Annotated in this window: 25 protein-coding genes and 1 riboswitch; of the genes, 14 read left to right on the top strand and 11 right to left on the bottom strand. The window is 70.3% G+C overall.

The genetic code is table 11. From position 1 onward, the window contains the following. Positions 1–140 precede the first annotated feature (140 nt). The 9 genes from ACY34M_RS29170 to ACY34M_RS29130 all read left to right on the top strand — a co-directional run bounded on the left by ACY34M_RS29170 (position 141) and on the right by ACY34M_RS29130 (position 10,599). Positions 141–905 (top strand): GntR family transcriptional regulator, encoded by a 765-nt coding sequence (locus ACY34M_RS29170; RefSeq protein ID WP_462721311.1) that lies wholly within the window; start codon positions 141–143, stop codon positions 903–905. Positions 906–1,010: 105 nt separating this feature from the next. Further along, the gene (locus ACY34M_RS29165) at positions 1,011–3,152 is read left to right on the top strand and encodes a carbon starvation CstA family protein (protein ID WP_462721470.1); all 2,142 of its coding nucleotides are present in this window, start codon (positions 1,011–1,013) and stop codon (positions 3,150–3,152) included. Continuing rightward, positions 3,121–3,324 (top strand): YbdD/YjiX family protein, encoded by a 204-nt coding sequence (locus ACY34M_RS29160; RefSeq protein ID WP_462721310.1) that lies wholly within the window; start codon positions 3,121–3,123, stop codon positions 3,322–3,324. The genes ACY34M_RS29165 and ACY34M_RS29160 overlap by 32 nt, the downstream gene beginning before the upstream one ends. Before the next feature lie 124 nt (positions 3,325–3,448). Further along, positions 3,449–3,715, top strand: coding sequence for a DUF3311 domain-containing protein (locus ACY34M_RS29155; RefSeq protein WP_462721309.1), 267 nt, complete (start codon positions 3,449–3,451; stop codon positions 3,713–3,715). After that, the gene (gene mctP / locus ACY34M_RS29150; protein ID WP_462721308.1) at positions 3,712–5,340 is read left to right on the top strand and encodes a monocarboxylate uptake permease MctP; all 1,629 of its coding nucleotides are present in this window, start codon (positions 3,712–3,714) and stop codon (positions 5,338–5,340) included. The genes ACY34M_RS29155 and mctP overlap by 4 nt, the downstream gene beginning before the upstream one ends. Before the next feature lie 103 nt (positions 5,341–5,443). After that, the gene (locus ACY34M_RS29145; RefSeq protein WP_462721307.1) at positions 5,444–5,956 is read left to right on the top strand and encodes a GNAT family N-acetyltransferase; all 513 of its coding nucleotides are present in this window, start codon (positions 5,444–5,446) and stop codon (positions 5,954–5,956) included. 62 nt (positions 5,957–6,018) lie between these two features. Further along, positions 6,019–6,149, top strand: a riboswitch (cobalamin riboswitch). A gap of 127 nt (positions 6,150–6,276) precedes the next feature. Further along, positions 6,277–8,652 (top strand): ribonucleoside-diphosphate reductase subunit alpha, encoded by a 2,376-nt coding sequence (locus tag ACY34M_RS29140; protein WP_462721306.1) that lies wholly within the window; start codon positions 6,277–6,279, stop codon positions 8,650–8,652. Continuing rightward, positions 8,643–9,689, top strand: coding sequence for a ribonucleotide-diphosphate reductase subunit beta (locus ACY34M_RS29135; protein WP_462721305.1), 1,047 nt, complete (start codon positions 8,643–8,645; stop codon positions 9,687–9,689). The genes ACY34M_RS29140 and ACY34M_RS29135 overlap by 10 nt, the downstream gene beginning before the upstream one ends. Before the next feature lie 79 nt (positions 9,690–9,768). After that, complete coding sequence (locus tag ACY34M_RS29130) at positions 9,769–10,599, top strand: class I SAM-dependent methyltransferase (RefSeq protein ID WP_462721304.1); 831 nt, start codon at positions 9,769–9,771, stop codon at positions 10,597–10,599. Here ACY34M_RS29130 and ACY34M_RS29125 read toward each other — a convergent pair. Next, positions 10,581–10,742, bottom strand: coding sequence for a hypothetical protein (locus tag ACY34M_RS29125; protein ID WP_462721303.1), 162 nt, complete (start codon positions 10,740–10,742; stop codon positions 10,581–10,583). The genes ACY34M_RS29130 and ACY34M_RS29125 overlap by 19 nt on opposite strands. A 94-nt stretch (positions 10,743–10,836) precedes the next feature. On the opposite strand from ACY34M_RS29125, the gene ACY34M_RS29120 reads away from it, so the two are divergent. Further along, positions 10,837–11,799, top strand: coding sequence for a helix-turn-helix domain-containing protein (locus tag ACY34M_RS29120; protein ID WP_462721302.1), 963 nt, complete (start codon positions 10,837–10,839; stop codon positions 11,797–11,799). On the opposite strand, the gene ACY34M_RS29115 is transcribed toward ACY34M_RS29120, so the two are convergent. From ACY34M_RS29115 to ACY34M_RS29070, 10 genes are all read right to left on the bottom strand, one after another. After that, a complete protein-coding gene (locus tag ACY34M_RS29115; protein WP_462721301.1) occupies positions 11,796–13,175 on the bottom strand; it encodes a bifunctional albaflavenone monooxygenase/terpene synthase in 1,380 nt (459 codons plus the stop codon). The genes ACY34M_RS29120 and ACY34M_RS29115 overlap by 4 nt on opposite strands. Beyond that, complete coding sequence (locus ACY34M_RS29110; protein WP_462721300.1) at positions 13,172–14,266, bottom strand: terpene synthase family protein; 1,095 nt, start codon at positions 14,264–14,266, stop codon at positions 13,172–13,174. Before ACY34M_RS29110 ends, ACY34M_RS29115 begins: the two co-directional genes overlap by 4 nt. 334 nt (positions 14,267–14,600) lie before the next feature. Then, entirely contained in the window at positions 14,601–15,254 is a 654-nt protein-coding gene (gene def, locus ACY34M_RS29105) for a peptide deformylase (protein WP_462721299.1), read from the bottom strand. Between the two features lie 73 nt (positions 15,255–15,327). Next, positions 15,328–16,308 (bottom strand): tetratricopeptide repeat protein, encoded by a 981-nt coding sequence (locus tag ACY34M_RS29100; protein ID WP_462721298.1) that lies wholly within the window; start codon positions 16,306–16,308, stop codon positions 15,328–15,330. A 115-nt stretch (positions 16,309–16,423) separates the two neighbouring features. After that, positions 16,424–17,644 carry an HD-GYP domain-containing protein gene (locus ACY34M_RS29095; RefSeq protein ID WP_462721297.1) on the bottom strand — a complete coding sequence of 407 codons (1,221 nt, stop codon included), beginning with the start codon at positions 17,642–17,644 and terminating at the stop codon, positions 16,424–16,426. 83 nt (positions 17,645–17,727) lie between these two features. After that, positions 17,728–19,059, bottom strand: a complete 1,332-nt coding sequence (locus ACY34M_RS29090) for an HD-GYP domain-containing protein (RefSeq protein WP_462721296.1) — start codon at positions 19,057–19,059, stop codon at positions 17,728–17,730. 128 nt (positions 19,060–19,187) lie between these two features. Continuing rightward, positions 19,188–19,484 carry a mycothiol system anti-sigma-R factor gene (gene rsrA, locus ACY34M_RS29085; RefSeq protein WP_351338991.1) on the bottom strand — a complete coding sequence of 99 codons (297 nt, stop codon included), beginning with the start codon at positions 19,482–19,484 and terminating at the stop codon, positions 19,188–19,190. Then, complete coding sequence (gene sigR / locus ACY34M_RS29080) at positions 19,481–20,173, bottom strand: RNA polymerase sigma factor SigR (RefSeq protein WP_462721295.1); 693 nt, start codon at positions 20,171–20,173, stop codon at positions 19,481–19,483. The genes rsrA and sigR overlap by 4 nt, the downstream gene beginning before the upstream one ends. Positions 20,174–20,417: 244 nt before the next feature. After that, a complete protein-coding gene (locus tag ACY34M_RS29075; protein ID WP_462721294.1) occupies positions 20,418–21,053 on the bottom strand; it encodes an alpha/beta hydrolase family protein in 636 nt (211 codons plus the stop codon). A 273-nt stretch (positions 21,054–21,326) separates the two neighbouring features. Next, complete coding sequence (locus ACY34M_RS29070; RefSeq protein ID WP_462721293.1) at positions 21,327–22,142, bottom strand: SOS response-associated peptidase; 816 nt, start codon at positions 22,140–22,142, stop codon at positions 21,327–21,329. A gap of 60 nt (positions 22,143–22,202) precedes the next feature. On the opposite strand from ACY34M_RS29070, the gene ACY34M_RS29065 reads away from it, so the two are divergent. The 4 genes from ACY34M_RS29065 to ACY34M_RS29050 all read left to right on the top strand — a co-directional run. Then, complete coding sequence (locus tag ACY34M_RS29065) at positions 22,203–22,904, top strand: M50 family metallopeptidase (protein WP_462721292.1); 702 nt, start codon at positions 22,203–22,205, stop codon at positions 22,902–22,904. Between the two features lie 36 nt (positions 22,905–22,940). Further along, complete coding sequence (aroA, locus tag ACY34M_RS29060; RefSeq protein ID WP_462721291.1) at positions 22,941–24,266, top strand: 3-phosphoshikimate 1-carboxyvinyltransferase; 1,326 nt, start codon at positions 22,941–22,943, stop codon at positions 24,264–24,266. Between the two features lie 12 nt (positions 24,267–24,278). Beyond that, a complete protein-coding gene (gene rsgA / locus ACY34M_RS29055; protein WP_462721290.1) occupies positions 24,279–25,289 on the top strand; it encodes a ribosome small subunit-dependent GTPase A in 1,011 nt (336 codons plus the stop codon). Between the two features lie 118 nt (positions 25,290–25,407). Then, positions 25,408–25,726: DMT family transporter (locus ACY34M_RS29050; protein WP_462721289.1), on the top strand; the 319-nt coding region annotated here is incomplete at its 3' end.

Genomic DNA, 25,726 nt, shown 5'->3' with positions numbered 1-25,726 from the left:
TAGACCAAATGGGCAGCGACGGGTATAAGAAGGGATCACGGAGCGTGCAGGCAGTCCCGTCGAGCGAGCCGTGCCACGATGTGAGCCGTGGCCGACGGGGACGAAAGGTCGCATCGGCACCGGAGCCGGGAAGGCGGAGCATGAGCACCGACGTCAGCAGTGCGGAGAACGAGAGCGGGGCGCCCGTCCGCACCGCACGCGTGCCCAAGTACTACCGTCTCAAGAAGCATCTGCTCGACATGACGGAGACGCTGCCGCCGGGCACGCCGGTCCCGCCCGAGCGCACGCTCGCCGCCGAGTTCGACACCTCGCGCACCACGGTCCGCCAGGCCCTCCAGGAGCTCGTCGTCGAGGGCCGGCTGGAGCGGATCCAGGGCAAGGGCACCTTCGTCGCCAAGCCCAAGGTCTCCCAGGCGCTGCAACTGACCTCGTACACCGAGGACATGCGCGCCCAGGGCCTGGAGCCGACCTCGCAGCTGCTCGACATCGGCTACGTGACCGCCGACGACACGCTCGCGCACCTCCTCGACATCTCCCCCGGCGGCCGCGTCCTGCGCATCGAGCGGCTGCGCCTCGCGAGCGGGGAGCCGATGGCGATCGAGACCACGCACCTGTCGGCGAAGCGCTTCCCGGCGCTGCGCCGCAGCCTCGCCAAGTACACCTCCCTCTACACGGCGCTCGCCGAGGTCTACGACGTGCACCTCGCCGAGGCCGAGGAGACCATCGAGACCTCGCTGGCCACGCCGCGCGAGGCGGGCCTGCTCGGCACGGACGTGGGCCTGCCGATGCTGATGCTCTCCCGGCACTCGATCGACGGCTCGGGGCAGCCGGTGGAGTGGGTGCGGTCGGTGTACCGCGGGGACCGGTACAAGTTCGTCGCGCGGCTGAAGCGGCCGGTGGACTGACACCCGCTCATTTCCGCACGGCCACAAGGCTGTTCGCGGTGTAGCGCGGCTCAGTTTTCTGGCTTACGGTCCTCCCGTCGTCGCATGGACGGGGAGGACACACCGGTGCGTACCGCTTCTCCTAGAACCATCCTTTTGTGGACCGTCGTCGCCCTCGTGGGCGCGGCCGGCTGGACCGTACTCGCGCTCTCCCGCGGCGAGGAGGTCTCCGCCGCGTGGATGGTGGCCGCCGCCCTCGGGTCGTACGCCATCGCCTATCGCTTCTACGCGAAGTTCATCGCGTACAAGGTGCTGAAGGTCGACGCGAAGCGGGCCACGCCCGCCGAGCGGCTCAACAACGGCATGGACTTCCACCCCACCGACCGGCGCGTGCTGCTCGGCCACCACTTCGCGGCCATCGCGGGGGCCGGGCCGCTGGTCGGCCCCGTGCTCGCGGCGCAGATGGGGTATCTGCCGGGCACCGTCTGGATCATCGTCGGCGTGATCTTCGCGGGCGCCGTGCAGGACATGGTCGTGCTGTTCTTCTCGACGCGGCGCGACGGGCGTTCGCTCGGGCAGATGGCGCGCGAGGAGATCGGCCCGGTCGGCGGGGCCGCCGCGCTGATCGCCGCCTTCGCGATCATGATCATCCTGCTCGGGGTGCTCGCCCTGGTCGTGGTGAACGCGCTGGCCGACTCGCCGTGGGGCACCTTCTCCATCGCGATGACCATCCCGATCGCCCTGCTCATGGGCTTCTACCTGCGGGTGCTCCGCCCCGGCCGGGTCTCCGAGGTGTCGCTGATCGGCGTCGCGCTGCTGCTGATCGCACTCGTCGCGGGCCGCTGGGTCGCCGAGTCCTCCTGGGCGGACACCTTCACGCTCGCGCCGTCGACGCTCGTGATCTGGATGGTGGCCTACGGGTTCGTCGCCTCGGTCCTGCCGGTGTGGATGCTGCTCGCGCCGCGCGACTATCTGTCGACGTTCATGAAGCTCGGCACCATCGCGCTGCTCGCCATCGGCGTCGTGGTCGCGCTGCCGACGCTGAAGATGGACGCGGTCACCGACTTCGCCTCGCGCGGCGACGGACCGGTCTTCGCGGGCTCGCTCTTCCCCTTCGTCTTCATCACCATCGCGTGCGGCGCGCTCTCCGGTTTCCACGCGCTGATCTCGTCCGGCACGACGCCGAAGATGATCCAGAAGGAGACGCAGGTCCGGATGATCGGCTACGGCTCCATGCTGATGGAGTCGTCCGTCGCCGTGATGGCGCTCGTCGCCGCGAGCATCATCGACCCCGGCCTGTACTTCGCGATGAACGCGCCCGCCGGGGTCATCGGTGACAGCGTGCAGTCCGCTTCACAGGCCGTGGCGAACTTCGGGTACTCGATCTCGCCGGCCGACCTCGCACAGGCCGCGAAGAACGTCGAGGAGGGGAGCCTGCTCTCCCGGACGGGCGGCGCGCCGACGCTCGCCGTCGGCGTATCGGAGATCTTCTCGCAGGTGACAGGGGGCGGACTGCGCTCCTTCTGGTACCACTTCGCGATCATGTTCGAGGCGCTGTTCATCCTGACCGCGCTCGACGCGGGCACGCGCGTGGGCCGCTTCATGCTCCAGGACATGCTCGGCAACGTCTACAAGCCGTTCAGGAACGTGAGCTGGAAGCCGGGCCTGCTGTTCACCAGCGCCGTCGTCGTCGGCCTGTGGGGCTACTTCCTGTGGGTCGGCGTGCACGAGCCACTCGGTGGGATCAACCAGCTCTTCCCGATCTTCGGCATCTCCAACCAGCTGCTCGCGGCGGTCGCCCTCGCGGTCTGCACGACGCTGCTCGTGAAGTCGGGGCGGCTCAAGTGGGCCTGGATCACCGGGATCCCGCTCGTCTGGGACACCGTCGTGACGCTGACCGCGAGCTGGCAGAAGGTGTTCTCCTCCGACCCGAAGGTCGGCTTCTTCCAGCAGCGCGCGAACTATCAGGACGCCATCGACGCCGGGAAGGTGCTGCCGCCCGCGAAGACGATGGACGACATGCACACGGTGGTCACCAACTCCACGGTGGACGGCGTCCTTTCGGCGGCGCTCGCGCTCCTCGTCCTCGTGGTCGTCCTCGACTCGCTGTGGGTATGCGTGAAGCACGTACGGAACCCGCAGGCGTCGAAGCTGAGCGAGGCGCCGTACGTCGAGTCCACGCTGGTGGCACCGGCCGGGCTCGTCCCCACACAGGAGGAGAAGGCGGAGGCGCGCGATGCCGGCGTCGGCAGTACTACGGGTGGCTAGGTATGTGCGCTGGTTCGTCCGGGAGTTGACGGACGAGAGCGGCTACGAGCGGTACGTGGCGCATCTCGGGGAGACCCACCCCGGTGCGCCCGTGCCGACTCGGCGCGACTTCGAGCGCATGCGGACGGATCGGCAGGAAGCGGATCCCCGGCAGGGGTTCCGCTGCTGCTGAACAGGGGTGCGGGCACGTCCGTTATCCGGACAGGGGTTCCATAGATCAAGACTCTCGCCTAGATTCCGCACGTTGAAACTGAGACGAGTGGGATCTCTGATCCGCGAGGGGAACGGAACCGCGAATGTCCGATGCGCCTGAAGTGAAACAACCGGTGGTCACGCCGGTGCGCGTGATCATTGCACTCTGTCTGGTCGCACCGTTCGTCGCGATGCTCTGGGTCAGCTCCTACGCCAAGGTCGAACCGACGCTGATCGGCGTCCCGTTCTTCTACTGGTACCAGATGCTCTGGGTGCTCGTCTCGACCGCGCTCACGATGATCGCGTACAAGCTGTGGCAGCGCGACCAGCGTGCCCGCAAGTCTGCTCAGTCGGCTGGAGGCCAGGCGTGAACGGCGGCGTCAACGGTGTCGCGCTCACCGTCTTCATCATCTTCTTCGTGGCCGTCACGGTCATGGGCTTCCTCGCCGCGCGCTGGCGCAAGGCCGAGAACGAGGCGTCCCTCGACGAATGGGGTCTGGGCGGCCGCTCGTTCGGCACCTGGATCACGTGGTTCCTGCTCGGTGGCGACCTCTACACCGCGTACACGTTCGTCGCCGTTCCCGCGGCGATCTACGCGGCCGGCGCCTCCGGCTTCTTCGCCGTGCCCTACACGATCCTCGTGTACCCGCTGATCTTCACCTTCCTGCCGCGCCTGTGGTCGGTCTCGCACAAGCACGGGTACGTGACCACCTCGGACTTCGTGCGCGGACGCTTCGGCTCCAAGGGGCTCTCGCTCGCGGTCGCGGTCACCGGCATCCTCGCCACGATGCCGTACATCGCGCTCCAACTGGTCGGCATCCAGGCCGTGCTCGACGTGATGGGCGTCGGCGGCGGCGAGAACACCAACTGGTTCATCAAGGACCTGCCGCTGCTGATCGCCTTCGGCGTGCTCGCCGCGTACACGTACTCCTCGGGTCTGCGGGCCCCCGCGCTGATCGCGTTCGTCAAGGACACCCTGATCTACATCGTGATCGCGGTGGCCATCATCTACATCCCGATCAAGCTGGGCGGCTTCGACGACATCTTCGCCGCGGCGAGCGACAAGTTCGACGCCGCGAACGAGGCGGCGGGCAAGCCCGTCGCCGGACTCGCGCCGGGCTCCTCGGGTACGTGGACGTACGCGACGCTCGCGCTCGGCTCCGCCCTGGCGCTGTTCATGTACCCGCACTCGATCACGGCGACGCTCTCCTCCAAGAGCCGCAACGTGATCCGCCGCAACACCACGATCCTGCCGCTGTACTCGCTGATGCTGGGCCTGCTCGGGCTGCTCGGGTTCATGGCGATCGCGGCCGGGATCAAGGTGCAGAACGGGCAGTTGGCGATCCCGCAGCTGTTCGAGGACATGTTCCCGGACTGGTTCACGGGTGTCGCGTTCGCCGCCATCGGCATCGGCGCGCTGGTCCCCGCGGCCATCATGTCCATCGCCGCGGCGAACCTGTTCACGCGCAACATCTACAAGGACTTCATCAAGCCGAACGCGACGGCCGCGCAGGAGACCAAGGTCTCCAAGCTGGTCTCGCTCCTGGTGAAGGTGGGCGCGCTCGCCTTCGTCCTCACCATGGACAAGACCGTCGCGATCAACTTCCAGCTGCTGGGCGGCATCTGGATCCTGCAGACCTTCCCGGCCCTGGTCGGCGGCCTGTTCACGCGCTGGTTCCACCGGTGGGCGCTGCTCGCCGGCTGGGCGGTCGGCATGGTCTACGGCACGCTCGCCGCGTGGGGCGTCGCCTCGCCGACGCAGGCGCACTTCGGCGGCTCGTCGGCGGAGATCCCGGGCATCGGCCAGATCGGCTACATCGGCACGACGGCGTTCGTCCTGAACGTCGTCGTCACCGTCGTCCTCACCTTCGTCCTGAAGGCCGTGAAGGCCCCGGACGGCGTCGACGAGACGTCCGCCGAGGACTACACGGCCGACGCCGGCGACAAGGGCGTGCAGGTCGAGCTGCCGAAGGTCGGCGCGGAGACCGGCCACTAGGCGCGCGCACGCGACCGGTGTCGGGCCCCTCCCCGCGGAGGGGCCCGACACATTTTCCGGAAAGCGTTGCCACCGGTGCCGCGGGTCGCGTAACCATGGCGTCGTGATCAGAACTGTGCGCCCCGATGAGTACGCCGTGCTAGGCGAGTTGAGTGCCCGCGCCTACCTGGGCAGCGGCCTCCTCGCGTTCGGCGAGAACGACTGGTACGCGGCCGAGCTGCGCGACGTCGAGAAGCGCGCGCGGACGGCCGAGGTGCTCGTCGCCGAGGCCCCGGACGGCCGGCTCGTCGGCAGCGTCACCTACGTCGGCTCGCACGACCACGAGTACGCGGAGATCGCCCGCCCCTCCGAGGCCGAGTTCCGGATGCTCGCGGTCGACGTCGAGGCGCGCGGGAAGGGCGTCGGCGAGGCGCTCGTGCGCGCCGTGGTCGAGCGGGCCCGCGCGGCGGGCAAGACGGCCGTGGTGCTGTGCACGCAGCCGCTGGCGACCGCCTCGCACCGCCTCTACGAGCGCCTCGGCTTCACCCGGATCCCGGACCGCGACTGGGCCCCGATCCCGGAAGTGGTGCTACGGGCGTACGAGTTGCGGCTGACGGCGCAGGCGCCGACGGGCTGAGGGCGCGGGACGCCACCGCCACGCCGACACAACATATGGGGCTGACGCGAAAGCCCGACACAACATGTATGCTCGCTCTCGCTGTCGCCGCAGGGGAATCCGGTGCGAATCCGGAACTGTCCCGCAACGGTGTGCGTAGGCGTACAAAAGCGCCCACGCGAGTCCGATGACCTGTCGACGGTACGCCCGAGCCGTCCGGCCCGGGCGTCGACGACGTCCGGGCCTCGCGGAAAGGGCCGGTGGACGAGGGCCCGCCATCGCGCGCCCGCGCTGCCACCTCCTCCCCGCAGGCCTCGAGCCGAGCGAGGGAGAGCCTCCACGTGACCATCGCGCCCGCCGAACCGGTCTCAGCCGCCCCCGAGGACGGCCCGGGTGCAGCCCTGCTGCGCACCCTGACCGAGCTGACCGCCGACCTCCCCGACGCCGACCCCGGCCGGATCGCGGCCGCCGCGCTGCGCGGCCGCTCGGCGCGGGCCGATGAGGCCGAGCTGCGCGATCTCGCCACCGAGGCCGCGGCCGGGCTGATCTCCGAGGACCCCGCCTACTCCCGGCTCGCCGCTCGCCTGCTCACCCGCTCCATCGCCGCCGAGGCCGCCTCGCAGGGCGTCACGAGCTTCACGGAGTCGATCGCGGTCGGCCACCGCGAGGGCCTGATCGCGGACCGCACGGCCGAGTTCGCGCGGGTGCACGCGGCGCGCCTCGACGCGCTGATCGACGTGGCGGGCGACGACCGCTTCGGCTACTTCGGCCTGCGCACCCTGCACAGCCGCTATCTGCTGCGCCACCCCATCACCCGGCACGTCATCGAGACCCCGCAGCACTTCATGCTGCGCGTCGCCGCGGGCCTGGCGGAGGACACTGCGTTCAATTCAAAGACGGGCGTGCGGGCCCTGGAGGACGTGGCGTCGCTGTACGGCCTGATGAGCCGACTCGACTACCTGCCCTCCTCCCCCACCCTCTTCAACTCCGGCACCCGCCACCCCCAGATGTCGAGCTGCTACCTCCTCGACTCCCCGCTCGACGAGCTCGACTCGATCTACGACCGGTACCACCAGGTGGCCCGCCTCTCGAAGCACGCGGGCGGCATCGGCCTCTCGTACTCCCGCATCCGCAGCCGGGGCTCGCTGATCCGCGGCACGAACGGGCACTCCAACGGCATCGTCCCGTTCCTTAAGACGCTGGACGCCTCGGTCGCCGCCGTGAACCAGGGCGGCCGCCGCAAGGGCGCCGCGGCGGTCTACCTGGAGACCTGGCACTCCGACATCGAGGAGTTCCTGGAGCTGCGCGACAACACCGGTGAGGACGCGCGCCGCACCCACAACCTGAACCTCGCGCACTGGATCCCGGACGAGTTCATGCGCCGGGTCAACGCGGACCAGCCGTGGTCGCTGTTCTCGCCGGCCGACGTGCCCGAGCTCGTCGACCTGTGGGGCGAGGAGTTCGACGCCGCGTACCGGAAGGCCGAGGCCGAGGGGAAGGCCCAGCGGACCATCCCCGCCCGCGATCTGTACGGCCGCATGATGCGCACCCTCGCGCAGACCGGCAACGGCTGGCTGACCTTCAAGGACGCCGCCAACCGCACCGCGAACCAGACGGCGGAGCCCGGCCACACGGTCCACTCCTCCAACCTCTGCACGGAGATCCTGGAGGTGACGGACGACGGGGAGACGGCCGTCTGCAACCTGGGCTCCGTCAACCTCGGCGCGTTCGTGCGGGAGGGCGACATCGACTGGGAGCGGCTCGACGAGACGGTCCGTACGGCCGTCACGTTCCTCGACCGCGTCGTCGACATCAACTTCTACCCGACCGAGCAGGCGGGCCGCTCCAACGCCCGCTGGCGCCCGGTGGGCCTGGGCGCCATGGGCCTCCAGGACGTCTTCTTCAAGCTGCGCCTGCCGTTCGACTCGCCGCGGGCCCGCGAGCTGTCGACCCGGATCGCCGAGCGGATCATGCTCGCCGCGTACGAGGCGTCGGCCGACCTCGCCGAGCGCAACGGTCCCCTGCCCGCCTGGGAGAAGACCCGTACGGCGCGCGGTGTGCTGCACCCCGACCACTACGACGTACAGCTCACGTGGCCGGAGCGCTGGGCGGCGCTGCGGGAACGTATCGCCGAGGTCGGCATGCGCAACTCGCTGCTGCTCGCCATCGCGCCGACCGCGACGATCGCCTCGATCGCCGGCGTCTACGAGTGCATCGAGCCGCAGGTCTCCAACCTCTTCAAGCGGGAGACCCTGTCGGGCGAGTTCCTCCAGATCAACTCGTACCTGATCGACGAACTGAAGGCGCTCGGCGTCTGGGACGCCAAGACCCGCGAGGCGCTGCGCGAGGCCAACGGCTCGGTGCAGGGCTTCACCTGGGTCCCGGAGGAGATCCGCGCGCTGTACCGCACGGCGTGGGAGATCCCGCAGCGCGGCATCGTCGACATGGCGGCGGCCCGCACCCCGTTCCTCGACCAGGCCCAGTCCCTCAACCTCTTCATGGAGACGCCCACCATCGGCAAGCTCTCCTCGATGTACGCGTACGCGTGGAAGTCGGGCCTGAAGACGACGTACTACCTGCGCTCGCGCCCCGCGACGCGCATCGCGCGGGCGGCGGGCTCCGGCTCGCGCACCACCCCCGTACCCCAGCAGGCCGCCGACCCCGAGGCCGTCGCCTGCTCCCTTGAAAACCCCGAGTCCTGCGAGGCATGCCAGTGACCACCGCCGCCGACAAGCACACGACGACGACCGGCGAGAAGAACCTGCTCGACCCCGGCTTCGAGCTGACGCTCCGGCCGATGCGCTATCCGGACTTCTACGAGCGCTACCGCGACGCCATCAAGAACACCTGGACCGTCGAGGAGGTCGACCTCCACTCCGACGTCGCCGACCTCGCGAAGCTGTCACCGGGTGAGCAGCACATGATCGCCCGCCTGGTCGCGTTCTTCGCGACGGGCGACTCGATCGTCGCGAACAACCTGGTTCTCACCCTCTACAAGCACATCAACTCCCCTGAGGCGCGGCTGTACTTGAGCCGCCAGCTCTTCGAGGAGGCCGTTCACGTCCAGTTCTATCTGACACTGCTCGACACCTACCTGCCCGACCCGGACGACCGCGCCGAGGCGTTCGCGGCGGTGGAGAACATTCCCTCCATCCGCGAGAAGGCGGAGTTCTGTTTCCGCTGGATGGATTCCGTCGAGGGTCTCGACCGTCTGGCGACCAAAGCGGACCGCCGCCGCTTCCTGCTCAACCTCATCTGCTTCGCCGCGTGCATCGAGGGCCTGTTCTTCTACGGTGCCTTCGCCTACGTCTACTGGTTCCGCAGCCGCGGCCTGCTGCACGGCCTCGCCACCGGCACCAACTGGGTTTTCCGCGACGAGACGATGCACATGTCCTTCGCCTTCGACGTGGTCGACACGGTCCGCAAGGAGGAGCCGGAGCTCTTCGACGACGCGCTCCAGCAGCAGGTCACTGACATGCTCAAGGAAGCCGTCGAGGCCGAGCTGCAGTTCAGCCGTGACTTGTGCGGCGAGGGCCTGCCGGGCATGAACACCGACTCGATGCGCCAGTACCTGGAGTGCGTCGCCGACCAGCGCCTCCAGCGCCTCGGCTTCGCACCGATCTACGGCTCGGAGAACCCGTTCTCGTTCATGGAGCTCCAGGGCGTCCAGGAACTGACCAACTTCTTCGAACGACGGCCGTCGGCGTACCAGGTCGCGGTCGAGGGGTCGGTCGGGTTCGACGAGGACTTCTGACCGGTCGGGCCACGCGGGGCCGGTGGGCGGCGGATATTGAGGTGCGCCGCCCACCGGCCCCTGGTCAGACTTGCGGGGCATGACGGGATCTCAGAGCGCAGACGAAGTCCTCGCCTACTACTCCACCCGCTTCGACGAGCACACCCGCCTGACGTCCTCCGCGGCCGGTGTACTCGAACTCATCCGTACCCAGGAGCTGTTGCGGCGCCATCTGCCCGCGGCCCCCGCCTCGGTGCTCGACGTCGGCGGCGGCCCCGGCGCACACGCCCGCTGGCTGGCCGAGGACGGATACCGCGTCCACCTCGTCGACCCGGTGGAGCGGCACGTGCGGGAGGCGGCGGGGGCCGGGTGCACGGTCGAGGTGGGCGACGCCCGGTCGCTGAGCGCCGCCGACTCCTCGTACGACGTGGTGCTGCTGCTCGGTCCGCTGTACCACCTGCCTCAACCGGCGGACCGGCAGCGGACGTTGGCGGAGGCGATGCGTGTGGTGCGGCCCGGCGGGCTCGTCGTGGCCGCCGGGATCCAGCGCTTCGCGGCGCTGTTCGACCACGCCTCGCTCGGGCGGCTGCACCTCGACGGGCGCGAGGAGCGCTCGGGGCGGGTGCTCGCGACCGGGATGAACGAGGGCCGGGAGTTCACGTTCGCCTATTTCCACCGCGCCGAGGAGCTGGCGGCGGAGGTGCGGGAGGCCGGGTTCGGCGACACCCTGCTGTACGGAGTGGAGGGGCCCGCCGACCCGGTCCTGAAGGCCGCCGAGGCCGCCACCGGCCAGCCCGTGCCCCGGGATTCGGACCTGTTCGTGTCGGCCCTGGCGGCGGCGCGGATCGCCGAGGCGCATCCGGAGCTGCTGGTCGCGAGCTCGCATCTGCTGGTCTTCGGGCAGCGCCCCGGTCAGGCCGCCTTCGCGTAGCGGGTGCGGGGCTTGTCGGTGTCCCGCGCTGCGGCCCGGAGTTGGCGGTCGATGCGGCGGTCGTGGGCCATCCCGTACAGCGACGGGGCGGCGAGGAGGAGGAAGACGAAGAGGACGGCGAGGTAGTTCATCGCTGTGGTCATGTCCTCCACTCTCCGCCCGGCCGGGCCTGCGCGGCAGTGGCAGTACCGTCAGCAACCCTCGAATTACTGCCACGAGTGCGGCACACTGGCAGGCATGCTGAAGAACGTGGCCGCCGTGCTGCTCGACGGCGTGCATCCCTTTGAACTCGGCGTCGTCTGCGAGGTGTTCGGCCTCGACCGGAGCGAGGCCGGGCTGCCGGTGTACGACTTCGCGGCCGTCTCCGCCGCGGGTCCCACGCTCGGCACCCACGTGCCGGGCATGACCGTCTCCACCCCGTACGGGCTCGACCGCCTGGACGAGGCCGACCTCATCGCGGTGCCCGCCGCGACCGAACCGCGGGACGGGTACCCGCCCGAACTGCTGGACGCGCTGCGCCGCGCCGTCGACCGGGGCGCACGCGTACTCAGCGTGTGCTCGGGCGTGTTCGTGCTCGGCGCGGCCGGACTGCTCGACGGCCGACGCTGCGCGGTCCACTGGCGCTACGAACGCGAGCTCGCGATCCGCTTCCCCCGCACCCGCGTCGACCCGGACGTGCTGTACGTCGACGAGGGCCCGGTCATCACCTCCGCCGGGACGGCCGCCGGCATCGACGCCTGCCTGCACATCGTGCGGACCGAGCACGGCGCCGAGGTCGCGAACACGATCGCCCGCCGGATGGTGGTGCCTCCGCACCGGGACGGCGGGCAGGCGCAGTACGTGGAGCGCCCGCTGCCCGCGACGCGCTGCGACACGGTGGGCGAGGTGCTGACCTGGATGGAGCGGCACCTGGACGAGCCGGTCACCGTGGAGGAGCTCGCGGCGCGGGCCCACATGTCCCCGCGCACCTTCGCCCGGCGCTTCCAGCAGGAGACCGGGACGACGCCGTACCGCTGGCTGCTGCGCCAACGGGTGCTGTTCGCCCAGGAGTTGCTGGAGCGCACGGACGAGACGGTGGACGCGATCGCCGCGCGCGCCGGGTTCGGCAACGCGGCGGCGATGCGGCACCAGTTCATGAAGGCGCTGGGCACGACGCCCAACGCATTCAGAAGGACCTTCCGGGTGCGGATCGCGAGCTAGCCGCGTGCCCGCACCTCGATCAGCGCCCCCTTCGGTTGCAGCGTGATCCCGATCCGGGCCGTGCCGTCCGCCCCCGCGGCCGGGGTCACGCGCCACTTCTGGACCACCGCGCCGAGGACCAGCGCGAGTTCGGCCATGCTGAAGTGGTCGCCCGGGCACTTGCGGTTGCCTACGCTGAACGGTGCGTGCGCCGCGGGCGTCACGTCCGCGGCACGTTCGGGCAGCCAGCGGTCCGGATCGAACGCCAGATGGTCCTGGAACGCGCGTGGGTCGCGCTGCATGGCGAGCGGGCTGTAGACGATGTCCGCACCGGCCGGAATGCGATACCCGCCGAGGGTGGAATCGACGGCGGCGAGCCGCGTCAATATCCATACGGCGGGCCGTATTCGCATCGATTCGGTGATGAGATTCTGCATATATGCGAGTTCTTTGAGGTCACCGAATGCGACCGGCCGACCACGCGTCACGGATTCCAGTTCTTCGCTCAACCGCTTTTCGTGGTCCGGGTGTTCGGCGAGGAGCTGAAAGACCCAAGTCAGCGTCTTCGCCACATTCTCGGCGCCGGCCACGACGAGCGACACGACTTGGTCGTGCACCTCTTGCTCGTCGACCCGTGCGCCGTTCTCGTCACGGTCGTCGAGCAATGCCGCGAGCAGATCGTCGGGATTGCTTCCCGAGGCCGTCTGCGCCCTGCGTTCGGCGATGATCTCGTCGACCAGGCGATGCAAATCGGCCAGCGCGTTCCCGAACCGCCGATTGGCCGGGAGCGGCAGCCGATAGAGCGGCCCGAAGGAGAGCACCATACGCCGGTACAGGCCCTCGAAGACCGTGTGCAGCGCGGCGCTGAGCCGGTCGGCCCGCTCGTCGATCGAGTCGACGCGGAGCAGGGAGCGGGCCACGATCCGGGTCGCCGTGCGGAACACCTCGGCGCCGATGTCGACGGTCTGGCCGTCCTCCCACCGGTCGGCCATGGCGCGTGCCTCCTGCTCCATCACCGCCGCGTACTCGTGGATCCGGTCCATCCTGAACGCGGGCTGGACGGCGCGGCGCTGCCGCCTGTGCAGCGGCCCGTTGCTCGTCGCCACACCCTTTCCGAGCAGGACACCCATGGTGTCCCAGAGCGGCCCGCCGACCAGGAAGTCGGGGCTCTTGAGGAGCGTGGCGACCAGCTCCGGGTCGTTCACCGCGTACGCCGTCTTCGGGCCGAGTCGCAGCCGGACGACGTCACCGCCGTCGCGCAGCCCGGCCAGGAAGGCGAGCGGGTCGCGCAGCAGATTCCAGGCGTGCCCCAGGAGCGGCGCGCCGCCGGGGGCGAGCGGCGGCTGCTCGGGCTCGGTGCTGGGCGCGCTGTCCTTGAGCAGAGAGTCGACACTCATGCGCGCTCACCCACCTGGTCGGTCGCTTCGTGTGCCGCGTTTTCCGGTGCAACGTCGGTGATATAAGGCGGAGTTGCCCTGTCGTCCCAACTGTCGACCTGATAGCGGCCCGATTCGTGGTGGAACCAGTACACGGAACTGAACCAGTTCCGCATGTTCGCGACGCACAGTCTGATGGCCGCCGCGAGTTCCTTTCCGTGCGGTCCCACGTTTTCCGTGACGGTCGCGAGATGTTCGACCTCCCGCTCCGCGGCGAGGAATTCGTCGATGGTTCCCTGAACCCTTCGCCTTACTTCCTCGGTCGCTTCGGGAAGCGAATAGCCCTCATGCCGAATGAGGCTTATCCCGAGGTTGTGCAATTCATTTCCCGCGAGTTCCTTGGGCAGCGAGCACAGGTCGTTGTACCAGGCAGAGAAGTCCTGGCAGGCGAGTCCGGCGCGCGCGAATGCCTCGTTTTTCCGTACCCACGTGGGGAGTTCGTACTGTGCGCTCGGCTCCAGCAGGTCGAGCCATATCCAGTGCGCGAACGTGTTCCTGCGCAGGGCGATGTACTCGTCGACCGCCGGGACCGTGCCGGCGATCCGGTTGCGGAACTCCTGGTCGTACGCGTCGATCACCTCGTGGAAGTGCCGGGCGAAGCGCGCGTTCCAGGTCCTGCCGAGCGTGCCGTAGAGCCGCCGCACACTGTCCGCGAAGCCCGCGACCAGCGGGTCCCTGTGGTCCAGGTGGAGCTCGGGGGCCTCGGTCGCCGCGTGCAGCTGGACGGCGAGCCGCCGCCAGCTCGCCGTCCTTCCGTGGATCACGTCGCGATCATGGCGGTCGTCCCAGGCGAAGAACCACGCGCTGTAGTCGCATATCGCGGCCAGCACGTCGTCGGGCGCCTCCAGGTAGTAGCCGGCCATCAGGTCCGTGTAGCGCAGTCCGTCGGCGTACTTCTCGACCCTGTCGGGCGACATCAGCTGCTTTTCGAGCAGCCAGGAGCGCGTCGTCTCCTGGAGCTTCGGCCAATACGGGTGCAGATTACGAGGAAACGCCTCCTCGACCGCCGGTAGCGCCAGCTCAGCCGGGACCGTTGTCTGTGGATAACGCACGTACAAACCCCTCTCCGCCGCGTGTGGGCGTACACCCCTCCCGTACTGCCGGGCGCGCGCCGTTGCGTATCCCCGCGCTTTCTATTCAGCACTACAACTGACCGTTCTGGGAACGGATTTGCTCCCCTCACTACCCCCGGTCACGCGATTCGTCCCCGTACATGACTGAATATGGATCACATGCGGCTGATCCTGTTCGCACACGCGGGCGTACGGCAGCGTGTGCGCGGGCACGGAAAAGCGGCGCCCGGCCGGGGGATTCCCGGACCGGACGCCGCTCGGCATCCCATTCGCGTACAGCGAAGAAGTAAATGCGATGAAACTGTGAAAGTTCTCAGGCGTTGGCGACCACGGGGTAGCGCGGCGTGCCCTCGTCCATCTGCTTCAGCGCGGCCTTCCGCTCCCGCTTCGACAGGCGGTCGATGTACAGGTACCCGTACAGGTGGTCCGTCTCGTGCTGCAGGCAGCGCGCGAAGTAGCCGGTGCCGCGCACGGTGATCGCGTTGCCCTTCTCGTCCTGGCCGGTGACCACCGCGTAGTCGGGGCGGGCCAGTTCGGCGTACGCGGTCGGCACGGACAGGCAGCCCTCGTTGGAGTCGTCGAGGCGGCGCTGGTCCGCGGGCAGCTCGCGCAGGACCGGGTTGCAGACGACACCGGTGTGCCGCACGCCGTCGTCGTCCGGGCAGTCGTACACGAAGACCTTCAGGTCCACACCGATCTGGTTCGCGGCCAGGCCCACGCCCTCGGCGGTGCGCTGGCTGGCGAACATGTCGTCGACCAGCTTCGCCAGCTCGTCGTCGAAGACGGTGACGTCCTTGCACTCCTTGTGCAGCACCGGATTGCCGACGACCGTGATCGGCCGCGACGTGCCGCGCTCCCGGTAGGCCGCCTCCCGCGCCTCGCAGTCCTCGGTGTCGATGACGAAGCCCTCGTCGTCCACGGGGAGGACCCCATCGGTGTGCTGCTGATCGGTGTCCTGCTGAGCCATGGCGGACGCGAGCCTTCCTGGGAAACGGGGTGAGAATGCTGGTTAACAGGGTACGGGGGCCCAGCGGCGCGGCTCAGCAGACCTCTTCGAGATCCCGCCAGTCACGCGAGTCCGGCGAATCCGCCACCCACCCGTCGAGCAACCCGCGCACCAGGGAGGCCGGCGCGGCCACCCCGCACTCCCGCTCCGGCACCCACAGCTGCCCGTCGGTGCGGTGGCCGAGCGGCCCCGGATGCCCCGGCTCGCTGTGGTCGTGCGGGTCCAGATGCGTGCCGTCCCCCTCGTCGGACGGCATCCGCGACTCCGAGCACGTCCGGCACAGCAGCCGCACGGAGGACGACCAGTCCTCCGCGGCGAACCCCGCGTCGGCGGCAAGCCGCTCCAGCGCGTCCCGGTCGTCCTCGGTGGCCGCCTCGAGCAGCACCACCCAGGTGGGGACCGGCGAAGGCGCCCACAGCTCGATCTCGTCGAAGACCGGGTACGAGTGCCCGGTCGCCGTGGTCCGCTCGCCGTGCGGGACACCGTCGTGCAGCACGACCTCGCCCCAGCGCCGGCCGGACGACGGCAGCGGAATGGAGAGCACCTCGATCCGCGCGGGGTCGAGCCTGCGCCCCCACACGACCTCGGCCTCGCCCTCCGGCGAGAGCCGCACGGCGGCGCTGCCGAGGTCCATCCCCGTCGGCTCCCCGGCGGCGGTGGCGCCGCCCGGCACCTTCAGCCCGTACGCCTGCCACGCCCTGCGCGCGAGCGGCCAGTCCTGCAGCGCGGTGGCGGCGATGCCCACGTTCCACCAGTCCGGTGCCCCGGACTCCTTCTCCAGCAGCGCGACGGCCCGCAGACCCGTGGTGCGGGCCTGCTCCCAGTCGTGCCGGAACTTGTGCAGCAGCGCGAGGTTGAACCAGGACTCCGACAGCCACGGCTCCAGGTCGGCGGCGCGGGTGAGCAGCGCTCCCGCGTCCTCGTACCGGCCGTCGCCGATCAGCGTGAACGCGCGATCCGTGGCCTGCCGCCAGGAGGCGGAGGGCCGGTGCCGTCCCTTGCCGAAGATCCTCACGATTCCCGCCTGCCGATACTCGAGGCCTGCGCCTCCGGACGCCGCGTTCTGTGCGTTCCCTGCCTTGCTTCGCATCCAACCACGTACGGTCGGACAACCGCTCATTACCCATGGGTTACCCCACCGACCCTAGGCTCAGACCGGTCTTGGAAACCACTCTGGCCAGGGCTTCAACAACCTCCGGCTGGTAGTCCCTGCCCGTGGCCAGGCGCAGGCTCTCCAGCGCCCTGAGCGGCCCCTGAGGTCCCTGTTCCCTTGCCATCTCGTCGTACGCGTTCGCTGTCCGCACAATCCGGGCGGCGAGCGGCTGCTCACGGTACGGGTCCGCCTGCCGTTCGACCACCACGGCGACCTGGGGGTCCACGCCGGTCTGCCGGACGACGGCGCCGCCGAGCAGCGCTATCCGGCGCTGCTGGGCCGGGTGCAGCGCGGCGGTGGCGCCTGCCGCCACCGGGTCGACGAGCGAGAGCTGCCCGATGTCGTGCATGAGCGCCGCGTATTCGAGGACCGTCAGGTCCGGCTGGGAAAGCCCCAGGTCACGGCCTACGGCCCGGCTCAGCTCGGCCACCCGGCGGGCGTGCCCGTGCGGGGTGTAGCCGGCGATCTCGGTGGCACGGGCCAGTGAGGTGATGGTCTGCCGGTACGTGGCCTTGACCACGGAGTACCGGCGGAACGCCAACTGGGTGAGCAGCAGCGGCAGGCTGATCAGGGGCAGCGCCCACAGCCCGGCGACGGCCACGGCGAGCGCCATCACGGCCCCCGTCGCGCAGACGGCCGAGCCGATCCCGAGCATCGCCCGCAACTCGTCGCGCAGCAGCGGCCCGAACGGCCACCGCGTCCTGGCGTGCGCCATCGCGGCGGCGAGCACGGCGTCGCACAGCGCGGTGAGCACCAGCAGCCCGACGATCAACAGGGCGTAGTACGCCCCGTCCCCGAACCACTGGGCCAGGACGCCTTGGTTGTAGAGCGGTTGGAAGCAGACGGCGGCGAACCCGACGGTGAGCACACGCCGCGTCACGTGATCGAGCGAGGCCCCCTTGCCGCGCGCCACATGCGGTACGCAGCCGACGAGCGTGCCCGCGACGACGATCGCGACGACCTGCGCGGCACCGTGGTGCGTGGGCTGCCCGGCGACCTCCCCGAGCAGCGCGTACGCGAGCGCCCCCGCGGCCCCCAGCGGCGCGGCCTCCCGATGCTCCTCGGCGCCGCCCCACCGGGCCAGCTCCCCCACGGCGACGAGCAACCCGAACGCCAGCGCGTTCCCCCGCTCGACCACCCCGTGCCACACGGTGTCGCCCAACGCCAGCGAGGCCACCAGCACGGCAACCCCGACCACCCCCCGGACCCATCCGTGCCGGTCGACCCCACCCGCCGTGTCGTGCAACGGCCCCAAGGCCCCGGATCCCGGCTCCGCCCCCGTCACAGGGAGGCCGCCGGCGGGGCGGTGACGGTTTCCGGGCGAGGGGGTGGCAGCACCGCCTCGTCCGCCGTCACCACGGGATGCCACCCGTCCCGCGCCAGCACCCGCACAAACGCTCCCACCATCACCGGATCGAACTGCGTCCCGGCACACCGCTCCAGCTCCGCCAACGCCACCGCGACGGGCCGCGCCCGCGAATACGTCCGCGTGGACGTCATCGCGTCGAACGCGTCCGCGACCGCCACCACCCGCGCGAACTCCGGGATCTGCGCGCCCGCGAGCCCGTACGGATACCCGCTCCCGTCGAGCCGCTCGTGGTGATGCAGGATCGCCGCCCGCGCCTCGTCGAGGAACCCGATCCCCCGCACCATCTCGTGCCCGTACTCGGGATGCAGCTGAATGATCTCGCGCTCCCGGGGCGTGAGGGGACCGTCCTTGCGCAACAGCCGCGTGGGCACGCCGAGCTTCCCCACGTCGTGCAGGATCCCGGCGAACCGCAGCGCCTCCACCCGCTCCGCCGCCATCCCGAGCTCGCGCGCGATCATCATGGACGCCTGCCCGACCCGCTCACTGTGCCCGCGCGTGTACCCGTCCTTGATGTCGACGGCCTGGACGAGTGCCCGGATGGTGGCCTGGTGGGCCGCCCGCTCCCGCTGGTACTGGGCGAACACCCAGCAGGAGATGTACATCGGCAGGAGCACGAGCAGCGCGGAGAGCGGACCGTAGGAACTCGCCCACATCATCGCCATCACGAGCCCGGCGAGACCGTGCGCGGCCACCGGCGCGAGCAGCCGCAGGAAGAGCCCGCGCCAGGCGCTGCGCAGCGGAACCCGCTCCGCGGAGGCGAGCACGCCCCCGTCGAGCACGGTCAGCGCGGCACAGAACGCGAGACCGGCGGCGCCGCCCGGCACGAGCGCGGACGGGAACCGGGGCTCGGCGACCGCGCCGGGCCCGCCGAGCGCGCCGAAGACCTGGGCCGCCGCCCAGGAGGCGAGGGCCAGTTGGGCCGCGCGCCACACCTTGCGCAGCCGCACGGGCCGCCGCTCGACCCGGGTGAGCAGGGCGCCGGGCAGCGCGACGAGCGCGGCGGCGGCCGGCGGCAGCAGGAACGCCCCGGCGAGCAGCACGGGAAAGAAGGTGCCCATCCCCTTGGGCGCGCGCCGCCCGACGAGCCGGCAGCGGCCGATCTGCTCGCACCCCGCGTACAGGGCGGCGAGCAGGGCGACGGCGGGCCACGGCGTGGTGGCGGAGAGCGCGGGCGCGGCGCAGACGACGGCGAGACCGGCGGTCAGGAGCACATACACGCGGGCCACGAGCGGAACCGAGCGCATGCCCCCAACTCCCTCCCCAAGGCGTCCAGTTCACGGAGAATAGGACGGGTGGGAGGGCGCTCGCGCCGCATCGCCGGGATTGCCGGGGCCATGGGCCCCGGATTCGCACGATCGGGTGAATCGGTCCGTCAGGCGAGCGGGTTGCCCATGCCTTCTTCGGGGGTGGCCTGGCCCGAGCGGATCACTTCGATCCGCCCCATGACCTTGGCCCGCAGGTCGGTGGGCACGTCGTCATGCCCGCAGCACCGCTTCACCAGCTTCTTCACGGCCTGCTCCAGGCCGTACTTCTCCAGGCACGGGGAGCACTCCTCGAAGTGCACCTCGAACTTGGTGCAGTCACTGTCCGGCATCTCGTGGTCGAGGAACTCGTAGAGATGGTCCAGGACTTCACTGCAGTCCGTCTCGTGCGGCTCTCCGCAGCTCATGAGCCCGAGCCTTTCGCTTCGTTCGCCTGACCGGCACCGGCCGGGACGAGCCCGCGGTCACGGGCGTAGTCCTCGAGCATGCCGCGCAACTGGCGACGGCCACGGTGCAGCCGGGACATCACCGTACCGATAGGTGTACCCATGATGTCCGCGATCTCCTTGTACGCAAAGCCCTCTACGTCGGCGAGATAGACCGCGATACGGAATTCCTCGGGGATCGCCTGGAGGGCTCGCTTCACGTCCGAGTCGGGCAGGTGGTCGAGCGCCTGCGACTCCGCGGAGCGCAGACCGGTCGACATGTGCGACTCGGCGCGGGCCAGCTGCCAGTCCTCGATCTCCTCGGCCGCGCTGCGCTGGGGCTCGCGCTGCTTCTTGCGGTACGAGTTGATGAAGGTGTTCGTCAGGATCCGGTACAGCCACGCCTTGAGGTTCGTGCCCTCACGGAACTGGTGGAACGAGGCGTACGCCTTCGCGTACGTCTCCTGCACCAGGTCCTCGGCGTCGGCCGGGTTGCGCGTCATGCGCAGGGCGGCCGAATACATCTGGTCGAGGAATTCCAGCGCGTCCCGCTCGAAGCGCGCGTTGCGCTCGGCGGTGCTCTCGCCGTTGCTCCCCTCGTTGCCAGGGGTCTCCGGGCGCTCCGCCTGGCCGTGCTCGGTCCCTGCGTCGGTCCCTGTGACCGGACCCACCTCCTCAAGCGACGTCGCGGGGACGAACGAGACCCCGCTCGAATCGGAGGATAGACGACGATCCGGTCCGCCCGCCGCCCGAACAGGAGCGGTCTTGGCCGCGCTCAGCACGCTCCACTCCAGGTCAGGAGCGGTGGCACGGCTGGGGCAAGCGACTGAACCCATGCGGCGGACTTCCTCTCGTACGAACTGTGTGCACCGACAGTCCCCACAACAGTGGTCCCGCGCTCAACATTCCCGACCGCTAGACGAGTGACCCGGTCCACTTCGCGACGGCCCCGGTGATGACCGTGAGGGCCTCGTCCTGAGTGATGTCCGCGCGCTTCGGAACGGCGAAGCCGTGGTCCCCGAAGGGGACTTCGACGAGTTCGTACGCGCCGGCCCCGGGGAACTCGGCGGGCTTTCCGAAGGGGTCGTTGCCGCCCTGTACGACGAGGGTGGGCACGCCCGCGCCGAGGAGTTCGTCGGCGCGGGACTTCTCCGGCTTGCCCGGCGGGTGCAGCGGGAAGCTGAGCGCGAGGACCGCGGCGGCGCCGAGTTCGCCCGCGGTGCGGCAGGCGACGCGGGCACCGGCGCTCCTGCCTCCGGCGATCACCGGGAGGCCGGGCTTCGCCAGCGCGGGCCAGATGCCCCGCCACCCCTTGTCGAGCGTCTTGGGGGCGGGCGCGAGCTTCTTCCCCGCGACGCGCCAGGGCTGCTCGACGAGCGCGACGGTCACCCCGTGGGCGGGCAGGGCCGCGGCGATCGCCTGCAGGTCCCTGGCCTCGATACCGCCACCGGCGCCGTGGCTCGCGGCCAGGACCAGTTTCGGGTTCTTGGCGGGGTGCCAGGTGATGCGGGCGTCGCCGACTTCGGTCGCAATGTTTTCGCTACGTGTCACCCGGCCATGGTGCATCGGCCTTCAAGCCCTGGCGCCGATTGATCCAATCAAGCCCCGCCGCCGGTCGAGCACATCAAGCCCTGGCGCCGGTCGAGCACATCAAGCCCCGCCGGCGATCGAGCAAATCAAGCCCCGCCGGCGATTGAGGCGCGGGGTCCGGGGCCGAGCCCCGAGTCGTTCACCCCGGCCCGCCGCTTCCCAATCAAGCCCCTGCGGCGATTGAGCAGCGGGGTCCGGGGCAGAGCCCCGAGACCTCCACCCCGGCACGCCGCATCAGAAGAGCGTCCCCTCCTCCGGCCCTTCCAGCTCCTTCAACAACTCCGGCCCGTTGTTACGGACATTGCTCACGGCCGTCGACACCGGATACGCCCGCATCAACCCCTCCGGCGGCGGCGCAAGCAGCGCACGAAGGTCGTCGACATCCGTACGGGCCGGGTCGAGCCAGTCGTCCCACCGGTCCGGCGTCAGCATCAGCGGCATCCGGGGGTGGATGTCGGCGAGCGACCGCGGCCCCTCCTTCGGCGCGACACCGAGCGGCGCGGTCTCCGCCTCCGTGGTGATCACGGAACAGGTCACCCACCAGGCCAGCGGGTGCTCGTCCGGGAGCGTGCGGTCGTGCCAGAACTCGTAGAGCCCCGCCATCGCGAAGACCGACCCGTCCGCGGGCGTCACGAAGTACGGCTGCTTGCGCGGCCGCTTCTTCTTGCCCTCGACCTCCAGATCGCGCTCGGCGGCCGCGGTCACCCACTCGTAATAGCCGTCGGCGGGCAGGATGCAGCGCCGCGAGGTGAAGGCCTTGCGGTACGAGGGCTTCTCGTGCACGGTCTCGGCCCGCGCGTTGATCATGCGGGCGCCGCCCTCCGGCGTCCTGGACCACGACGGCACCAGGCCCCACTTGAGCTTGCGCAGCTGGCGAACCGGACGGCGGTCCTCGGCGTCTTTCACCGGGCGGTCGAGAACCGCGTAGACCTCCTTGGTGGGAGCCACGTTGAAGTCGGCCTCATAGGCCTCTTCCGGCTCCCACTTCTCGATCTCAAAGATTCCTGCGAGATCCTCTGGCCTGCGACTCGATGCATAACGTCCGCACATACGTGCCACAGTGCCAGATGCCGACCCGCCACCGAACCCGAACGGGAGCAGCCGAAACACATGGACGCCAGCCTCTGGGACCGGATCTTCGGAACCCAGTCCGACCCCGACCAGTGGGTGACGATCGCCACGGGCATCGTCGCGCTCGCCGCGATCGTCCCGCACACGGTCTGGCGGCTGACCCGGAACGCGATCACGATCGCCCACGAGGGCGGCCACGGCCTGATCGCCCTCCTGATGGGCCGCAAGCTCGACGGCATCCGGCTGCACTCGGACACCAGTGGTCTGACGGTCAGCCGCGGCAAGCCGACCGGGCTCGGCATGGTCCTGACCGCGGCCGCCGGGTACACGGCCCCGCCGCTGCTCGGCCTCGGCGGCGCGGCGCTGCTCTCCGACGGGCACATCACGCTGCTGCTGTGGCTGGCCACGGCGCTGCTCGTCGTGATGCTGGTGATGATCCGGAACGCGTACGGGGCGCTGACCGTGGTGATCACGGGCGGTGCCTTCGTCCTCGTCTCCTGGCTGACGGGGCCGCAGGTGCAGGCCGCCTTCGCGTACACCGTCGTCTGGTTCCTGCTGCTCGGCGGCGTACGGCCCGCCTTCGAGCTGCAGCGCAAGCGCCGCAGGGGTGGCGCGGGCGACTCCGACGCCGACCAGCTCTCGCGCCTCACGCACGTACCCGCGGGAATGTGGCTGTTTTTCTTCCACGCCGTCTCACTGTGCTCGCTGCTGGGCGGAGGTCGCTGGCTGCTGGGGCTGTGAGCAGGTGCCTTCTCGTGGGCCTACTAGAGTTGGGGCATGACCACGAACCCCGCGCACACCGCACTCTGGCCCGCCCCGCTCGCCGGCGGAGCCGTCGACGCGACTGTCCAGGTGCCGGGGTCCAAATCCGTCACCAACCGTGCACTGGTGCTCGCCGCGCTCGCCGCGGAGCCGGGCTGGCTGCGCCGCCCGCTGCGCTCCCGCGACACGCTGCTGATGGCGGCCGCGCTGCGCGAGATGGGTGTGGGCATCGAGGAGGGCGTGGGCCCCGACGGGTCCGGTGAGGCGTGGCGCGTCATCCCGTCCGGTCTTCAGGGCCCGGCCACGGTGGATGTGGGCAACGCGGGCACCGTGATGCGCTTCCTGCCGCCGGTCGCCTCGCTCGCCTCCGGGCCGATCCGCTTCGACGGCGACCCCCGTTCGTACGAGCGTCCACTGCACGGCGTGATCGACGCGCTGCGCGCGCTCGGCGCCCGGATCGACGACGACGGGCGCGGGGCGCTGCCGCTGACCGTGCACGGCGGGGGCGCCCTCGAAGGCGGCCCGGTGGAGATCGACGCCTCGTCCTCGTCCCAGTTCGTGAGCGCCCTGCTGCTGTCGGGCCCGCGCTTCAACCAGGGGGTCGAGGTCCGGCACACGGGCTCGGCGCTCCCCTCCATGCCGCACATCCGCATGACGGTCGACATGCTGCGCGCGGTCGGCGCCCAGGTCGACACCCCGGAGTCGGGCGGCGAGCCGAACGTGTGGCGGGTCACGCCGGGCGCCCTGCTCGGCCGGGACATCACCATCGAGCCCGACCTCTCGAACGCCCAGCCGTTCCTGGCCGCGGCCCTGGTCACCGGCGGCAAGGTGACGATCCCCGACTGGCCGGAGCACACGACGCAGCCCGGCGACGCGCTGCGCGACATCTTCACGCAGATGGGCGGGGACTGTGAGCTGACCGCCCACGGCCTCGAATTCACCGGCTCCGGCAGCATCCACGGCATCGACGTCGACCTGAGCGAGGTCGGCGAGCTGACCCCCGGCATCGCCGCGGTGGCCGCCCTCGCCGACTCCGAGTCCACGCTGCGCGGCGTCGCCCACCTGCGCATGCACGAGACGGACCGGCTCGCCGCGCTCACCAAGGAGATCAACGAGCTGGGCGGTGACGTCACGGAGACCGCCGACGGACTGCACATCCGCCCGCGCCGGCTGCACGGCGGGATCTTCCACACGTACGACGACCACCGCATGGCCACCGCGGGCGCGATCATCGGCCTCGCGGTCGACGGCGTACAGATCGAGAACGTGGCGACCACCGCGAAGACGCTGCCGGACTTCCCCGACATGTGGGCCGCGATGCTCGGGACCGACCGGGCCTAGGGGCACACCGCGATGCGCCGCTACGGCAAGCACACCGACGAGGACGACATCCGCCAGCGCCCGAACCGCAAGGGCAACAGGCCGCGGAGCAACATCCGTCCCAAGCACGAGGACGCGGCCGAGGGCATGGTCCTCACCGTGGACCGCGGCCGCCTCACCGTCCTCATCGACGACGTCGCCGTGACCGCGATGAAGGCCCGCGAGCTGGGCCGCAAGGCGGCGGTCGTGGGCGACCGGGTCTCCGTCGTCGGCGATCTGTCCGGCAAGAAGGACACCCTCGCGCGCATCGTCCGCATCGAGGGCCGCAACTCCGTGCTGCGCCGCACGGCGGACGACGACGACCCGTACGAGCGAGTGGTCGTCGCCAATGCCGACCAGCTGGCCATCGTCACCGCGCTCGCCGACCCCGAGCCGCGCCCGCGCATGATCGACCGCTGTCTGGTGGCGGCGTTCGACGGCGGCCTCGACCCGCTCCTCGTCCTGACGAAGTCGGACCTGGCGCCCCCGGACAAGCTCCTCGACCTGTACGGGGCGCTCGACATCCCGTACGTCGTCACCAGCCGCGAGGAGCTGGAGGACGGTACGGCGGTGGCGCGGGTGCGCGAGCAGATCGACGGCAAGGTCACGGCGTTCGTCGGGCACTCCGGTGTCGGCAAGACGACGCTGGTGAACGCCCTGGTGCCGGACGATCAGCGGCGCTCGACGGGGCACGTCAACGCGGTCACCGGGCGGGGCCGGCACACCACGACGTCCGCGCTCGCGCTGCCGCTGTCCGGCGACGCGGGCTGGGTGATCGACACGCCGGGCGTGCGCTCGTTCGGGCTGCACCACGTGGACCCGTCGCGCGTCATCCACGCCTTCCCCGACCTGGAGCCCGGCACGGAGAACTGCCCGCGCGCGTGCAGCCACGACGAGCCGGACTGCGCCCTCGACGCCTACGTGGAGGAGGGGCACGCGGACCCGGCCCGGCTGTACTCGCTGCGCCGCCTGCTCGCCACGCGCGAGCGCCGCGAGGGCGACTGACCTGAGCCTGGTTTACTGCCGAGCCGCTCCGGTAAGGGCATAATCGCACCAAGCCGGACGCAAGATCGTAGAACTCGTAAGCCGTACGAGATCAGTGGAGCGCGGGAGGCACAAGGACATGGCGTGGCTGCTGGTCATCGTCGCGGGGATCCTGGAGACCGGTTTCGCCGTCTGCCTGAAGCTCTCGCACGGCTTCACGCGGCTGTGGCCCACGGTCGCGTTCGCCGCGTTCGCGCTCGGCAGTTTCGGCCTCCTCACGCTCTCCCTGAAGAAGCTCGACGTGGGGCCCGCGTATGCGGTGTGGACGGGCATCGGCGCGGCCGGCACGGCGATCTACGGCATGGTCTTCCTGGGCGACATGGTCTCGGTCCTCAAGATCGTCTCCATCAGCCTGGTGATCGCGGGCGTCATCGGCCTCCAACTCTCGGGCTCGGCCC

Source organism: Streptomyces sp. EDA2-14 (assembly GCF_054963755.1).
This window is presented reverse-complemented; position numbering and strand designations above follow the sequence as displayed.

What these genes read in the sequence shown, in the direction of transcription:
- ACY34M_RS29115 (WP_462721301.1), bottom strand. Translation starts at nt 13,175, where the DNA reads ATGAGTGTCGACTCTCTGCTCAAGGACAGCGCGCCCAGCACCGAGCCC.
- ACY34M_RS29130 (WP_462721304.1), top strand. Translation starts at nt 9,769, where the DNA reads ATGACGGGATCTCAGAGCGCAGACGAAGTCCTCGCCTACTACTCCACC.
- ACY34M_RS29160 (WP_462721310.1), top strand. Translation starts at nt 3,121, where the DNA reads ATGCCGGCGTCGGCAGTACTACGGGTGGCTAGGTATGTGCGCTGGTTC.
- ACY34M_RS29070 (WP_462721293.1), bottom strand. Translation starts at nt 22,142, where the DNA reads ATGTGCGGACGTTATGCATCGAGTCGCAGGCCAGAGGATCTCGCAGGA.
- ACY34M_RS29155 (WP_462721309.1), top strand. Translation starts at nt 3,449, where the DNA reads ATGTCCGATGCGCCTGAAGTGAAACAACCGGTGGTCACGCCGGTGCGC.
- ACY34M_RS29065 (WP_462721292.1), top strand. Translation starts at nt 22,203, where the DNA reads ATGGACGCCAGCCTCTGGGACCGGATCTTCGGAACCCAGTCCGACCCC.
- ACY34M_RS29120 (WP_462721302.1), top strand. Translation starts at nt 10,837, where the DNA reads ATGCTGAAGAACGTGGCCGCCGTGCTGCTCGACGGCGTGCATCCCTTT.
- ACY34M_RS29125 (WP_462721303.1), bottom strand. Translation starts at nt 10,742, where the DNA reads ATGACCACAGCGATGAACTACCTCGCCGTCCTCTTCGTCTTCCTCCTC.
- rsgA (WP_462721290.1), top strand. Translation starts at nt 24,279, where the DNA reads ATGCGCCGCTACGGCAAGCACACCGACGAGGACGACATCCGCCAGCGC.
- def (WP_462721299.1), bottom strand. Translation starts at nt 15,254, where the DNA reads ATGGCTCAGCAGGACACCGATCAGCAGCACACCGATGGGGTCCTCCCC.
- ACY34M_RS29170 (WP_462721311.1), top strand. Translation starts at nt 141, where the DNA reads ATGAGCACCGACGTCAGCAGTGCGGAGAACGAGAGCGGGGCGCCCGTC.
- aroA (WP_462721291.1), top strand. Translation starts at nt 22,941, where the DNA reads ATGACCACGAACCCCGCGCACACCGCACTCTGGCCCGCCCCGCTCGCC.
- rsrA (WP_351338991.1), bottom strand. Translation starts at nt 19,484, where the DNA reads ATGAGCTGCGGAGAGCCGCACGAGACGGACTGCAGTGAAGTCCTGGAC.
- ACY34M_RS29135 (WP_462721305.1), top strand. Translation starts at nt 8,643, where the DNA reads ATGCCAGTGACCACCGCCGCCGACAAGCACACGACGACGACCGGCGAG.
- ACY34M_RS29090 (WP_462721296.1), bottom strand. Translation starts at nt 19,059, where the DNA reads ATGCGCTCGGTTCCGCTCGTGGCCCGCGTGTATGTGCTCCTGACCGCC.